Source organism: Enterococcus sp. DIV0682, from assembly GCF_051712685.1.
Lineage (GTDB): Bacteria > Bacillota > Bacilli > Lactobacillales > Enterococcaceae > Enterococcus > Enterococcus faecalis.
In genome coordinates this window covers 1474765-1489021 of record NZ_JBIOPK010000001.1, presented here as the reverse complement: position 1 = coordinate 1489021, position 14257 = coordinate 1474765, and the positions used below count along the sequence as shown (strand labels likewise).

14 protein-coding genes and 1 riboswitch are annotated in these 14257 nt (G+C 37.6%); of the genes, 13 read left to right on the top strand and 1 reads right to left on the bottom strand.

Annotation, left to right across the window (positions count from 1 at the left end; all coding sequences use genetic code 11):
• The first annotated feature begins 102 nt into the window (after positions 1-102).
• From IGK96_RS07155 to IGK96_RS07125, 7 genes are all read left to right on the top strand, one after another.
• The gene (locus tag IGK96_RS07155; RefSeq protein ID WP_002357629.1) at positions 103-1032 is read left to right on the top strand and encodes an alpha/beta hydrolase; all 930 of its coding nucleotides are present in this window, start codon (positions 103-105) and stop codon (positions 1030-1032) included.
• 168 nt (positions 1033-1200) lie between these two features.
• The gene (gene xerD / locus IGK96_RS07150; RefSeq protein WP_002360354.1) at positions 1201-2091 is read left to right on the top strand and encodes a site-specific tyrosine recombinase XerD; all 891 of its coding nucleotides are present in this window, start codon (positions 1201-1203) and stop codon (positions 2089-2091) included.
• A 64-nt stretch (positions 2092-2155) separates the two neighbouring features.
• Complete coding sequence (locus tag IGK96_RS07145) at positions 2156-2950, top strand: segregation/condensation protein A (protein WP_002420210.1); 795 nt, start codon at positions 2156-2158, stop codon at positions 2948-2950.
• Positions 2947-3552, top strand: coding sequence for an SMC-Scp complex subunit ScpB (gene scpB / locus IGK96_RS07140; protein WP_002357625.1), 606 nt, complete (start codon positions 2947-2949; stop codon positions 3550-3552). Before IGK96_RS07145 ends, scpB begins: the two co-directional genes overlap by 4 nt.
• A gap of 3 nt (positions 3553-3555) precedes the next feature.
• Positions 3556-4272 carry a pseudouridine synthase gene (locus tag IGK96_RS07135; RefSeq protein WP_002357624.1) on the top strand — a complete coding sequence of 239 codons (717 nt, stop codon included), beginning with the start codon at positions 3556-3558 and terminating at the stop codon, positions 4270-4272.
• Between the two features lie 157 nt (positions 4273-4429).
• Positions 4430-4549, top strand: a riboswitch (FMN riboswitch).
• Between the two features lie 71 nt (positions 4550-4620).
• The gene (locus tag IGK96_RS07130; RefSeq protein ID WP_002382314.1) at positions 4621-5286 is read left to right on the top strand and encodes an ECF transporter S component; all 666 of its coding nucleotides are present in this window, start codon (positions 4621-4623) and stop codon (positions 5284-5286) included.
• A gap of 255 nt (positions 5287-5541) precedes the next feature.
• Positions 5542-6873 carry a zinc ribbon domain-containing protein gene (locus tag IGK96_RS07125; RefSeq protein ID WP_002398998.1) on the top strand — a complete coding sequence of 444 codons (1332 nt, stop codon included), beginning with the start codon at positions 5542-5544 and terminating at the stop codon, positions 6871-6873.
• Between the two features lie 22 nt (positions 6874-6895).
• Here IGK96_RS07125 and IGK96_RS07120 read toward each other — a convergent pair whose 3' ends face one another.
• Positions 6896-7114 (bottom strand): ferredoxin, encoded by a 219-nt coding sequence (locus IGK96_RS07120; RefSeq protein ID WP_002357617.1) that lies wholly within the window; start codon positions 7112-7114, stop codon positions 6896-6898.
• 35 nt (positions 7115-7149) lie between these two features.
• Between IGK96_RS07120 and IGK96_RS07115 the strand changes: the two genes are divergently transcribed.
• The 6 genes from IGK96_RS07115 to der all read left to right on the top strand — a co-directional run bounded on the left by IGK96_RS07115 (position 7150) and on the right by der (position 14055).
• Positions 7150-8184 carry a helix-turn-helix domain-containing protein gene (locus IGK96_RS07115; RefSeq protein ID WP_085443361.1) on the top strand — a complete coding sequence of 345 codons (1035 nt, stop codon included), beginning with the start codon at positions 7150-7152 and terminating at the stop codon, positions 8182-8184.
• A complete protein-coding gene (locus IGK96_RS07110) occupies positions 8185-9627 on the top strand; it encodes a RecQ family ATP-dependent DNA helicase (protein ID WP_016618860.1) in 1443 nt (480 codons plus the stop codon).
• 75 nt (positions 9628-9702) lie between these two features.
• On the top strand, positions 9703-10329 hold the full coding sequence (locus tag IGK96_RS07105) for a LysM peptidoglycan-binding domain-containing protein (protein ID WP_002360346.1): 627 nt from the start codon (positions 9703-9705) through the stop codon (positions 10327-10329).
• A 236-nt stretch (positions 10330-10565) separates the two neighbouring features.
• Positions 10566-11246 carry a (d)CMP kinase gene (gene cmk, locus IGK96_RS07100; protein WP_002357612.1) on the top strand — a complete coding sequence of 227 codons (681 nt, stop codon included), beginning with the start codon at positions 10566-10568 and terminating at the stop codon, positions 11244-11246.
• A gap of 113 nt (positions 11247-11359) precedes the next feature.
• A complete protein-coding gene (gene rpsA / locus IGK96_RS07095) occupies positions 11360-12571 on the top strand; it encodes a 30S ribosomal protein S1 (protein WP_002360341.1) in 1212 nt (403 codons plus the stop codon).
• Between the two features lie 173 nt (positions 12572-12744).
• Positions 12745-14055 (top strand): ribosome biogenesis GTPase Der, encoded by a 1311-nt coding sequence (gene der / locus IGK96_RS07090; RefSeq protein ID WP_002357608.1) that lies wholly within the window; start codon positions 12745-12747, stop codon positions 14053-14055.
• Positions 14056-14257: the final 202 nt, after the last annotated feature.

Sequence of the window (14257 nt, the reverse complement as noted above, 5' to 3'; positions counted from 1 at the left end):
TGTAGTGGTAAAGAAAGATGGCTGAATCTTTGAATGGTAGTTGTCAAAAAAAGGGCGACAACTTATAATGAATCATACAGTTTAAATAAAAGGAGTACGTAGATGAATCGATGGTTAAAAATTTTGATTGCGCTTATTGTAGTAATTGCAATTGGTTTAATTGCGGCAGGCTTATATTTTTATAATTATGCAGTAGTTCCAGGAAAGAAAGACTTTATAAATGAGAATACCCCAGGGTCAAAAGTGGTCCAGACACCTGAAGGCGCGTGGTTTAAAGATGACAAAAATCGACAAGAATGGTCAATTACTTCGGAAGATGGGCTACGTCTAAAGGCCATTTATTTACCAGCCGACAAAAAAAGTAATCGTACCGTTATTATGGCGCATGGTTATATGGGTTCGGCAGAAACGATGTCTGTCTTTGCGAAAATGTATCATGATTGGGGCTACAATGTGTTAGCGCCAGATGCGCGTGGTCACGGGAAAAGTCAAGGAGATTATATTGGGTTCGGCTGGCCCGATCGTAAAGATTATGTCCAATGGATTGAGAAAGTTTTAACCGAAAATGGTCAGCAAGAACAAATCACTTTATACGGTGTCAGTATGGGTGCTGCTACAGTCATGATGACGAGTGGGGAAAAATTACCAGATAATGTGAAAGCCATTGTGGAAGATTGTGGCTATTCTACAGTCAATCAGGAGTTGCAATATCAATTGAAAGAGCTTTTCAATTTACCAAGTTTCCCATTAGTTAATGTTACTAGCGGGATTACGAAACTTAGAGCTGGCTATTTCTTTGGGGAAGCAAGCGCTGTTAAACAATTACAAAAGAATCATTTACCAATGCTCTTTATTCATGGTGAAAATGATACGTTTGTGCCGTTTAGTATGTTAGACGAAGTTTATAATGCAACCCAAGGACCTAAAGAGAAATATGTCGTGCCTGGAGCAGAGCATGCGAAAGCTTATAATAAAAACCCAGAAAAATATAAGGAAACAGTAGCTGCTTTTCTAGATAAATATATAAAATAACAAATTTATTCTTTACTAATAGTAGCAAAAACAAAAGACTTGTTCTTAAGTTAACGACTTAGTGAACAAGTCTTTTGTTGTCAGTTGATTTTTTTTAATAAGTTGGAATTTACCCATGCAATCTAGGGCATAATCTGATAGGATAGTACTAGAAATGAGGGAAGGATAATGGAAGAACAATTAGTCGATTATTTACACTATTTACAAATAGAGCGGGGCTTATCAAATAACACACGACGGAGTTACGAACGAGATTTAAAAAAATACGTAGCCTTTTTACAAGAACAAGGCTTGCATTCTTGGGACGAAGTTGACCGTTACATGATTACAGAATTTTTGCAATCCCTTCACGAAGAACAGCAAGCTTCAGCAAGTGTGATTCGGATGATTTCTAGTTTGAGAGGATTTCATCAATTTTTACGTCAAGAACGCTTAAGCGAACATAATCCGATGCAACATATTGACTCCCCCAAGAAAGTTCAAAAATTGCCAAGTACATTATCTGTTGACGAAGTGACTCGATTAATTGAAACGCCTGATACAAGTAAACCACTAGGTATGCGGAATCGTGCTATTTTAGAAGTGATGTATGCAACGGGCCTGCGAGTTAGTGAGCTAATTGAAATAAAATTAGGGGATCTGCATTTATCCATTGGTTTATTGCAAACAATCGGAAAAGGGGACAAAGAACGAATTATTCCTTTAGGCGATTATGCGATTCAATGGATTGAGCGCTATATGAACGAAGCCAGACCTCAATTGATTAAAAACCATCCGAATGAAACACACCTATTCGTTAACCATCATGGCGAACCGTTATCTAGACAGGGCATTTGGAAAAATTTAAAACAGATTGTTCGAGAAGCCCAGATAGAGAAAAATATTACGCCGCATACATTGCGGCATAGCTTTGCGACACATTTGTTGGAAAATGGCGCAGACCTTAGAATCGTACAAGAATTATTAGGACATGCAGATATCTCCACGACACAAATTTATACACATATTACCAAACAACGAATGGCAGATGTTTATAAGGAACATTTTCCTCGGGCTTAATTTGCGAGAATGCCCACAAACGAATAAATTTATGGTAAACTAGGAAGTCGAGAAAAGAAAGTAGGTGTCGTTTTTGCAAGAAATTAATTTAAAACTAGATGTCTTTGAAGGACCACTGGATCTTCTACTACATTTAATTCAAAAATTAGAAATCGATATCTATGACATTCCCATTACAGCAGTAACTGAACAATACATGTCTTATATTCATGCGATGCAAACCTTAGAGTTAGAAGTCGCTGGAGAATATCTAGTCATGGCTGCCACCTTAATGGCTATTAAAAGTCAGATGTTGCTTCCAAAACAAGAGCTTGAAATCATTGATGATGAAGATTTTTTTGAAGAGGAAGACCCACGGGAAGCTTTAGTAGCTCAGTTATTGGAGTATCGGAAATTTAAATATGCAGCGACTGTTTTACATGAAAAAGAAGAAGAACGTAAACTCTATTATACAAAAGAACCAATGGATATGGATGATTATAAAGAGGAAGATACAACACTACCGCCTAATCAAATTAATACAATTGATTTATTTCTAGCCTTTCATGCCATGTTAGAAAAGAAAAAAAATCGCCAGCCTGTTGAAACAACTGTTGCCAGTGACGATGTTTCCATCGAAGAAAAAATCTCCGCTATTTCAGAACGTATGCGTCAAGTACAGAAAGGGAAGGCAGTGTCGTTTGATTCTTTCTTCGATTCTTATTCCAAACAAGAAATTGTGACAACGTTCATGGCTCTTTTAGAATTAATGAAAACGGGCGTGATTTATGCTGAACAAGAAAATAATTATAGTGAAATTTTGTTATTTAATACAGAAACCCAGCAGGAAGATACAACAGAGGTGGAGGAAACACAGTGACATTAGTTAGTCAAATTGAAGCAATTTTATTTGTAGTTGGCGAAGAAGGAATTGGCTTGGAAGAGCTTGCGTACTTATTAGAGAAGTCAACAGCAAAAACCTATGAAGAATTAACGAAATTGAAAGAACATTATGCTTCTGACAATAAATCGGCGTTGAATATTTTAGAAGTCGGCAATCATTTTGTCTTAACAACGAAGAAAAAATATGCCTCATTACTAAAAAAATATGCGCAATCGCCTATGTCGAACGCCTTATCACAAGCGGCGCTAGAAACATTATCCATTATTGCTTATAAGCAACCAATTTCGCGTATTGAAATTGATGAAATTCGTGGCGTACAGACTTCTGGCTCTATCCAAAAGTTAGTTGCCCGTCAGTTGATAGAAGAAAAAGGCCGCGTCGATGGTCCTGGTAGAGCAATTTTGTATGGCACAACGAAGTATTTTATGGATTACTTTGGGTTGAAAAGTTTAGATGAATTACCAGATATCCAACAAATGGAAGATGAATTAGAAGAAGAACTACCAATGGATCTATTTTTTGATCGTTATCAAGAAACGAACCCAATGTCTGAAACAACAGAAGGCGAGGAAGCTTAAACAATGGAAAGATTACAAAAAGCAATTGCTCATGCTGGGGTGACTTCGCGTCGCAAAGCAGAGGAATTAATTGTCAAAGGTCGCGTAAAGGTCAACGGCCAAGTGGTCAAAGAATTAGGAACGCAAGTAAGTAAACAAGATACTGTTGAGGTTGATGGTGTACCAATTTATCAAGAAGAATATGGTTATTATTTATTCTATAAACCAAGAGGGGTTATTTCTGCGGTGTCTGACGATAAAGGCCGTAAAGTAGTAACGGATTATTTTACAGATGTTACTGAGCGAATTTATCCAGTCGGTCGTCTGGATTATGATACTTCTGGGTTGTTACTTTTAACGAATGATGGAAGTTTTTCACAAAAATTAACCCATCCTAAACATGAAGTAGATAAAGTCTACGTAGCAAAAATTAAAGGTGTACCTACTAAACGGGATCTATTGCCATTAGCCAAAGGCATTCGCATTGATGGCAAACGCACAGCACCAGCCAATTTTCAAATTCTTTCAGCGGATATTAAAACAGGTAGCAGTGTCGTGGAATTAACGATTCATGAAGGACGTAATCATCAAGTGAAGAAAATGTTTCAAGCTGTTGGTTTCCCTGTTCAAAAATTAAAACGTGAACGTTATGGTGAGTTGACCTTACAAGGTTTGCGACCAGGACAATATCGTGATTTAACTAAAAAAGAAATCAGTCAATTATTAAATCAAGCTAAATAAGATAAAATGACTCGATCTCTTCGCGCTTATGGCGGAGGGATTGTTTTTTTTTTTTTTGAGAAACGAAACAATCAATGAAATTTAATAAAAAAGCTTAGTTAGTTGCATTCATTGTTCAAATCGGTTACACTAAGTAAGTAAAAAAATATAATACAAGGTTCGTCTTCAGGGGCAGGGTGTAATTCCCGACCGGTGGTTATAGTCCACGACTCGTTTTTAACGATTGAATTGGTGTAATTCCAATACCGACAGTATAGTCTGGATAAAGAAGATAGGGCTTATTTGAGACGCTTTTTCATCAGATAATCCTACTCTATTTTTCCCTGCAGAAAAATAGGGTTTTTTTGTATGACAAAGAAGCGAATCAAAAAGTTCGTTGAAGATGGGTCCTTAATTGGAGGATTTCAGATGAACAACAAGGTACAAAAAATGGTCAGCATTGCAATGTTGGCCGCAATCGGTACAGTATTACAATTTGTGGCATTTCCGATTATGCCGGCGTTTAGTTTTTTGAAAATCGATTTTAGTGATATTCCGATTCTACTCGGAATGTTCTTGTACGGACCGTTAGCAGGAGTAATTACTGCTTTTGTTCGTTCGTTGCTACACCTGTTCTTAACCGGACTAGCACCGCAAAATATGGTGGGAGATTTCGCTAGCTTTTTAGCAAGTAGTATCTTCACTTTGCCAATTTTTTATTTCTTTGGTAAAAAGAAAAATATCCGTACAAATCGGATAGTGGGCTTAGTAAGTGGGATCTTAGCCTTAACAATTTTCATGAGTATTGCGAATTATTTTGTCATTACACCCATTTACTTACAATTATATGGTGTGACCACACAACAATTTTTAGGAACATCTTTAGCAAGCTATGTGGCGATTGGTATTGTGCCATTCAACCTTATTAAAGGCCTCTTAGTCAGTGGTGTTTTTCTAGTACTACATGCGAAGTTATTGCCATGGCTATCAAAAAAACAACATACTATTCAGAAAAAAACACCGTTAACAAAATAAATGATAAAAAACCTGCTGTTGAACAATGTTTGACAGTGGGTTTTTAAAATTTACGCCTAAAAGAAAAGAGGTTGTCATAATCTGTCATCATTCTGTTAAAAAATACTAAACCATCTGCATTGTAATTTTAACTTTCCCTTGGTATGATAGAAATCATCAAAGAAAGAGGAGTTTTCCTGAGTGAAAAAGTGTAAAAATTGTCGTCATGTGAATCGTGATACGGAGTCCTTTTGTGAAGAATGCGGCGCTCCGCTAATGAATGAATCAATGCATCAAGAGGAAAACCAAGCACAACCATCAATGAATAAAGGGAACGAATCTACTCCTCTCAGATCAAAAAGAAGCTGGATCTGGGTGTTTCTTTTTGTGTTCATCGTTCTTGGAGCGGGTAGCTATTTTCTCGGGACGCATTATTTTTCTAAGGAACAACAAATTTCTCATTTTATTGAAGCGATTGAGAATGGTGATGCCCAAGAATTAAGTAAAAAAATGAGGACGAACGAGTCTGAATTTCAAGTGAATCCGCAAAGCATTAAGCCCTTAATCACTTATTATCAAAAAAATCCAACTGAGCTAAAAAAATTAGAAAAAGCGCTATTAAAGGATAAAAAGCTACATGGTTTAACTATTCGTGAAACAAGTCAAACAGCATTTTTCTTTCACCGTTATCAATTCATTTTAACGCCTGTTTCTGTTCAGTTAACGACGAATCAGCGCGGTGTGACGCTGGCAATGAACGGGCGGGAAGTGGGCACTTCCGACTCAACCACTTATCAAAAGGAATTGGGACCCTTAGCGCCAGGACAATATACCTTTACAGCCACAGTGAAAGATAGCACCGGCGAACCTGTTATCACAGAAGAGTATCGTTTATTAGAAGAGGAAAATTATATTTCTAGTATTCCTTTAGATTTTAAACGAATGAATTTTGTTGTGGAGAGCAATCTGCCAGACGCAGATATTTATATTAATGATCGGAAAGTTGGTACGCTAACGAATGGAAGCAAAACGATTGGCCCTTTGTTCTGGTCCAAAGGGATGACGATTCAACTTAAAAAGACGATTAATGGAGAAGAAATTCAAACATCAAAAGAAACGATTGGTGAAAATGATTTTGTCGAAGCGCTCTCCGATAATCCAACGCTACAATTGAATTTTCCGTTAGCTAGCGACTATGATGCCCGCAAAGCGCTAGAAACCTTTTATCAAGCATTTGCCAAACAAGTGAAAAGTCATACGGATAGTACAGAATTTGCTAAAAAATATCTCGTTGGTGGGGAAAATAATCCTCAATTCCCTTCTTTTATAGAAGCACTTGAACGATTACGTGAAAAGAAATCGACCGATGTTTCACCAGATTTTGAAGTGACCATTAATACGCTACAATTGGATGGTAAAGAAAATTACCATGTCAATTATTATTTAGAAGCCAAAAATTCTAAAGCAAAAGAAAATGGTCTTCGTTATGAATGGATCAATGGCCTAAATGATCAAATTCATTTAGTCAAAGAACCGCTAAAAGAAGGACAATTACAGTTTGTTTCGATAGATGAACAAACACTTGCTTGGCTCGAAAAAATACTCTAAGCAAAAATGAGTGCTAAATTATTTAGCACTCATTTTTGCTTATTTCTATTGCACGCGTGGGACATTTGCGGTACGCTTTTAACACATTCTCGCGTTCGTTTTCTGGAATAAATTGTTGTCGAGCATGCGGCTCGTCTTTAAAAAGGACAATCCCATGATCATCATAATCAAATATATTGGGCGCATAAACTTGACAAAGTCCACAAGCAATACATTTTTCAGGAACTAAACGTGATTGCATAAACAGTGACACATCCTATCTAAAAGAGGTTTACTATGGAAGCAACTTTTATTTTAGCGTTATTATCTCATGGATACAAGGTACGTGCATCAACTTTGTATCATCTTTTAAAAGGCAAACGGACTAGCTCTGTTTTGATTTATGGTTTTTTATATGATTGTTTACGGTTCATTGGCTGGTGGCCAACGATTTCCGAACAAGCCTTTTTTCAATTTCTTGAAAAACTTTCGAAGGCGAAACAAATTCAGTATCACAAAGAGACAAATGAGATTCAACTAACAAAAGAAGGGCAACTATTTTTAAAGGAGCACCATTTTTCGTTGCTGGATTATCCTGCAATTGATCTTTATCGTTTTGGCAGAAGTGATCGAGAAAGTTGGCAACTCATTCAATTTGCCGTGCAAGTGACTTCGTATTTATCATTTGAGGAAAAACAGTATATTCCACTTTTATCAACACCGATTCCGCAACTATATTTGAAACGATGGTTACAACAAGACAAGAAAGAGCAGCGCGTTCAATCAATCAAAGAAGAACTGTTGCGAGGGTTTGAGTTACTACCTGAAGCAGAAAGCGACTATTTGGTTGCGCAACTTTCTGGTTATCAGCAAACTGGCAAAGTTCCTCAGCAATTAACAAGCCATAAGACAGCTCTTGAACAGCGTTTATGGCATACGCAAGCGGTTCATCATTTACTGCAGTTGATAATGTACGGAGGAAACTATCCTGCTTTACAAACGCTTGTATGGCCGTATCTAGAAAAAAATCTAAACCAAAGTATGCAAGAAACCCAACGATTGTTAACGGAAGGCAAGACGCTTCAAGAAATTGCTGAGCAACGAAAAATAAAACCGAGTACCATTCATGACCATCTATTAGAGTTGGCTATTCAAGGGCAGCTGCAGGCGTCTGTTTATCTTGAAAAGGAGGCAATGCTCCAAAACTTGGCTCAAACAGAACAAGATCCGCGGTTGTGGGTGTATCGGGATTGGCGAGCCCAAGAAGAGACGCTTTCTTATTTAGATTTCCGCTTATATCAAATCCAACAAATTTGGCAAGAAAAGGAGTGAGTGTTGTTGACATTAGAACAAGAATTATTCACTCGATTTGGTTATGCAGCGTTTAAGCCTGGTCAAAAAGAAGTGATTACAAACTTACTTGACGGTATGAATACATTGGCTGTTTTGCCAACAGGCACTGGCAAATCATTGTGTTATCAATTTGTGGGTCAGAAGTTAGAAGGACTAACGGTAATTGTTTCTCCCTTACTTTCGTTAATGGAAGATCAGGTGCGTCAATTACAAAGACAAGGAATTAAAGGTGCGGTTGCCTTAAACAGTACGTTACAGTATTCAGAAAAGCGTTATATTTTAGCGAAAATGTTCCAATACGATTATCTGTTTTTAAGCCCAGAAATGCTTTTGCAGCAAGAAGTACTTAGTGTGTTACAACGCCAAAAAATTGCATTATTTGTGGTGGATGAAGCCCATTGTGTTTATCAGTGGGGCGTCGATTTTCGCCCTGAATATAGTAAATTAGATCTGGTCCAAAAACAGCTAGACTTTCCTTTGACCTTGGCGTTAACTGCCACAGCGACACCCGTTGTACAGCACGCAATTATAAAACAATTATTTTCTCATGGCAGCTATCAAGAAGTTCTTTCTTCAGTGAATCGAAAAAATATTGGCTTGTTCGTGAAGGAAACGTCAGAAAAAGAAGAAGTGTTACTAGATTACTTATCTAAAACGGCTGGTAAAATCATTATCTATTGCGCCACGCGCAACAAAACAGAACAAATTAGTCAACTTATTCAGGCGAAAACCAGTTTTAAGGTAGCCTATTATCATGGGGGCTTGGAGGCTAGTGAACGTAGTCGCTTGCAAGAACAATTTATTGATAATCAAATCGATATTCTTTGTGCAACGAATGCTTTTGGGATGGGAATCGACAAACCTGATGTTCGTGGAGTGATTCATTTTGATTTGCCTGATAGCTTAGAAAATTACCTGCAGGAAATCGGGCGAGCTGGACGTGATGGTCAAAAAAGTTGGGCGCTATTATTGTATAAAAAAGGGGATGAATTTATTCATCGGTTTTTCTTAGAAGAGACAAGAGCGAATCGAGCGACCTTAAAATCGCTGATTGAAGGAGAAGAACAAGCAGGTTTGTTAGAAAATGCCACCGAGTTACAACAAAAATGGGTCCAAGGCTATTTAGCCAAGGATTATTCTTTTGAAGAGCTAGAGCATCGTTTAGAGGAGAAAGAAAAAGATCGCCAAGCACAATTAAGAGGGATGCTGACGTATATTGAAACCACAACCTGTCGAAGAACGTTGATTCAAACTTATTTTCAAGAACCGATTGTAAAACAATCACCGGAAACTTGTTGTGATAATTGTGCGTTATTCTTTGACATTTACCAAGATTCAATAGTAAAATCGAACAAGACCAGCAATCAAAATGAAGAAGATTGGCGTTCTAAATTTCTAAAATTATTTAAAGAACGTGATTAATTCATTTTTTTAGTCGGCAGTTGGCAAAAGCTATGATATAATAACAAGCGAGAGAAGTTTAGGAGGAAATTAGCAGTGAGTAAAAAGGACAAAAAGAAAAACCAAGCTCGTGAGCCATGGGAACAATCAATTTATGAACCTGATCAAAATGGTGGTGGTTCTCGTTTAGCAAAACGCCAACAGCAACGAGGAAATTCATTATTTCTAACTGTTTTAGTTATTTTGCTATTATTAATTATTGCCATTCCAATTGGGACTTTCTTATGGATGATGCAAGACAAGAAACCGAACGAAAGTGCTAGCAAAAATAGCCAGCCATCTTCTTCATTAGTCCAATCATCATCAAAAGAGAAGAAAAAAGAAAGTACGTCAAAATCAGTGGAAAGCTCAGAACCAGCAAGCAGCCAACCAGCTGAAAATACAACACCTTCAAGTTCAGATGCTGCTGCACAGCAACAACAGGACCAACAAGCACAACAACAGCAACAGCAACAACAAGAGCAGCAACAACAACAAGAAGCTCAAAATCAACAACAGCAACAAGCGCAGAACCAACAACCTGTTTATGATACCGTTCAAAGTGGCGAAGGGGCACGTCAAGTTGCCGAACGTAACGGAATGACATTAGAACAAATTTTAGCGTTAAATCCTGGGATTGATACATCTGTGTTTTATCCAGGACAACCATTACGTATTAAATAATCCAGAAAAAGAGGTTTGGACAGCACTTTCAAGGGCTAAACCGCGACGAATGATTACATGAGAATGCCAATAAGCAGAAATTTCCGAAAGATGGTTTGCGTCTTTCGAGGGATTTCGGCTTATTGCTTTTTCGTTAGAGACTCGTCATCAGTTTAAATCCAAGTTCTTTTCTTCTGATTTTAATATAAAAGAAGAAGCGCATTTTAAAGGATGCATATCAGTTAAGGAGTTTTTTCATGGGGAAAATCAGTATTGCTATTGACGGACCAGCTTCGTCAGGCAAAAGTACAGTTGCAAAAATTTTAGCAAAACAATTGAATTATGTGTATTGTGACACGGGTGCCATGTACCGAGCGATTACGTATCTGGCCTTGCAAAATCAAATCGACATTCAAGCGGAAGAGCCATTAGTAGCGCTTTGTGTCAACCACACTATTTCTTTTCAGCAAGCAGAGAATGGCCAACGTGTTTTTATCGACGGTCATGAAGTGACCGAAGCGATTCGCCAGCCAGATGTAACGAATGCTGTTTCAGCTGTTTCAAAACATGCAAAAGTTAGAGAAGAAATGGTGGCGTTACAACAGAAAATTGGTCAAGCCGGCGGAGTTGTCATGGATGGTCGAGATATTGGTACTGCAGTTTTACCAAAGGCCGAAGTAAAGATATTCTTGGTGGCTAGCGTTGAAGAACGTGCAGAACGTCGTTTTAAAGAAAATCAAGAAAAAGGGATTGAGACGGATTTTGAAACCTTGAAGGCGGAGATTGAACGTCGGGATTATTTAGATTCAACGAGAGAAGTATCACCCCTTGTCCAAGCAAGTGATGCTGTGAAAATCGATACAACAGGGTTGACGATTGAAGAAGTCGTCGCCGCCATACAAAATGTGATTAAACAAAAAGGTTTTGAACTTTTTTAAAGAATTTTAAGAAAAATAGAAGAAATCGCTTTATTTTTTTACAAAAATCTCGTACTATGTAAGTATATATAGCTAAGTTTTGGAATTTTTGTTGGCATAGGAGGATAAGAGGCATGACAGATTTTGAAGACAAACAAGTAGCAAACAACGAAACAATGGAAGATGCAATGAACAGCGTTCAAGAAGTCAGTGTTGGCGATATTGTTAAAGGCGAAGTTTTAGCCATTGAAGACAAACAAGTTGTTGTCGGCATTGAAGGAGCGGGCGTTGAAGGCGTTGTTCCCGCAAAGGAGTTATCGACTTTACCAGTTGAAGATGTACACGAACTTGTGAAAGTCGGTGATGTGTTAGATTTAGTTGTTATCACATCAATTGGCAAAGATAAAGAAAACGGCAGTTATTTACTGTCAAAACGCCGTTTAGATGCTAAAAAAGTTTGGGAAGAAATTGAACAAGATTTCCAAGCGGGCAAAGTAATCGAAGCACCTGTTACAAATGTTGTTAAAGGTGGTTTGGTTGTTGATGTTGGTGTTCGCGGATTTGTTCCTGCCTCAATGGTTGAAGATCATTTTGTTGCAGATTTTTCTGAATATAAAGGTCAAACACTAGCATTTAAAATTATTGAAATCGAACCTTCAGAAAACCGCTTAATTCTTTCACATAAAGCAGTTGTTGAAGCTGAAAAAGAATCGAAAAAAGAAGAATTACTTTCTTCCTTACATGACGGAGACGTTGTTGAAGGGAAAGTAGCTCGTTTGACAGATTTCGGCGCATTCATTGATTTAGGTGGCGTGGATGGTTTAGTTCATGTTTCTGAAATTGCTCATCAGCATGTGGGCAAACCAAGTGATGCGTTAACTGTTGGCGAAGACGTTCAAGTAAAAATTCTTTCAATTAATCCAGAAGAAGGACGTATTTCTTTATCTATTAAAGAAACACTGCCTGGACCATGGACAGATATCGAAACAAAAGCAGCCGCTGGGACTGTTTTAGATGGCACAGTAAAACGCCTAACAAGCTTCGGTGCGTTTGTGGAAGTTTTCCCTGGTGTGGAAGGATTAGTGCATATTTCTCAAATTTCTCACAAGCATATTGCAACGCCTCATGAAGTCCTTCATGAAGGGGATCAAGTACAAGTGAAAGTTTTAGAAGTTAATCCAGAGGAACATCGTATTGCTTTAAGTATCAAAGCGTTAGAACCAAAACCTGAGTCTCAAGAAGAACCAAAAGAAGAACAGGAATATGAATTGCCTGAAGAAAATACTGGCTTTACCATGGGCGATATTTTAGGTGACGCTTTATCTGATGCGAAAGAAGAGGAATAACACGTTACTTTCTTGAAATTTATGAGTTTGACATAGCCGTAAACAGATCGGCTATGTCAAACTCATTTTTTCTTGAATTGGTTAGAAAATCAGCAGAAACTAAAACTTTTCTTGCACTTTAAGGTTTGATTAGGTAAACTAGTAAGGATTGAAATTCTCAAGGAGGGAATCAAATGGCAAATCCAACTATTGCGATTGTCGGTAGACCGAATGTCGGTAAATCGACTATTTTTAACCGCATTGCCGGTGAGCGTATCTCGATTGTAGAAGATACTCCCGGCGTAACACGCGACCGTATTTATACAACTGGAGAATGGTTAGGGCGTGAATTTAGTATTATTGATACAGGTGGGATTGATTTAGGTGACGAACCATTTATGGATCAAATCAAACACCAAGCAGAAATTGCGATTGATGAAGCAGATGTGATTATCTTTGTTGCTAGTGGCCGTGAAGGAATTACTGATGCAGATGAGTTAGTAGCAAAAATTTTATATCGTAGTAATAAACCAGTGATCTTAGCTGTTAATAAAGTTGACAATCCTGAAATGCGTAATGATATTTATGAATTTTATGCTTTAGGACTAGGGGATCCTTTCCCAGTTTCTGGTAGTCATGGTTTAGGCATTGGCGATGTGTTAGACGAAGCAGTTAAACATTTTCCTAACACTTCAGAAGAAGAGGACGAAGATACAATTAAATTTAGTTTAATCGGGCGTCCAAATGTCGGTAAATCATCATTGATTAATGCTATTCTTGGTGAAGATCGTGTGATTGTTTCAGATATTGAAGGAACAACGCGAGATGCAATCGATACGTATTTTGAATCTGAAGAAGGTCAAAAGTTCTTAATGATTGATACGGCTGGTATGCGTAAACGTGGGAAAGTATACGAATCAACTGAAAAATATAGCGTCATGCGCGCAATGCGGGCGATTGAACGCTCAGACATTGTTTTAATGGTCTTGAATGCAGAAGAAGGTATTCGTGAGCAAGACAAGCGTGTGGCGGGCTATGCCCATGAAGCAGGTCGCGGTATTATTATCGTGGTCAACAAATGGGATACAGTCAAAAAAGATACAAATACAATGCGTGATTTTGAAGCGGAAATTCGTGATGAATTCCAATATTTAGATTATGCACCTATTATTTTTGTGTCTGCATTAACCAAACAACGTTTAAATAAACTGCCTGAACTAATTGAAACAGTAAGTATGAATCAAAACTTACGGATTCCTTCAGCGTTGTTAAATGACGTTGTAATGGATGCTGTAGCAATTAATCCAACACCAACCGATAAAGGAAAACGTTTGAAGATTTTTTATGCAACACAAGTGGCAGTCAAACCACCTACATTTGTTATTTTTGTCAACGAAGAGGAACTAATGCACTTTTCTTATGCCCGGTTTTTAGAAAATCAAATCAGAAAAGCATTTACGTTTGAGGGCACGCCGATTAAAATCATTCCGCGACGCCGAAAATAGTGCATTCTACCATACTTTTTTTAGATATTCAAATAAATTTATCAACTTTGAGAAAAAATGATTATTTTTTGAAAAAACTGGTTAAAATACACTAAAAACCTTGCTATTACAACTTTCTTATGCTATCTTGTTAACAGAATATTGAACCAGATCAATATTTGCTGTCTGTTTTTGGACCACTCAAAAATAGACGGAACTTTAG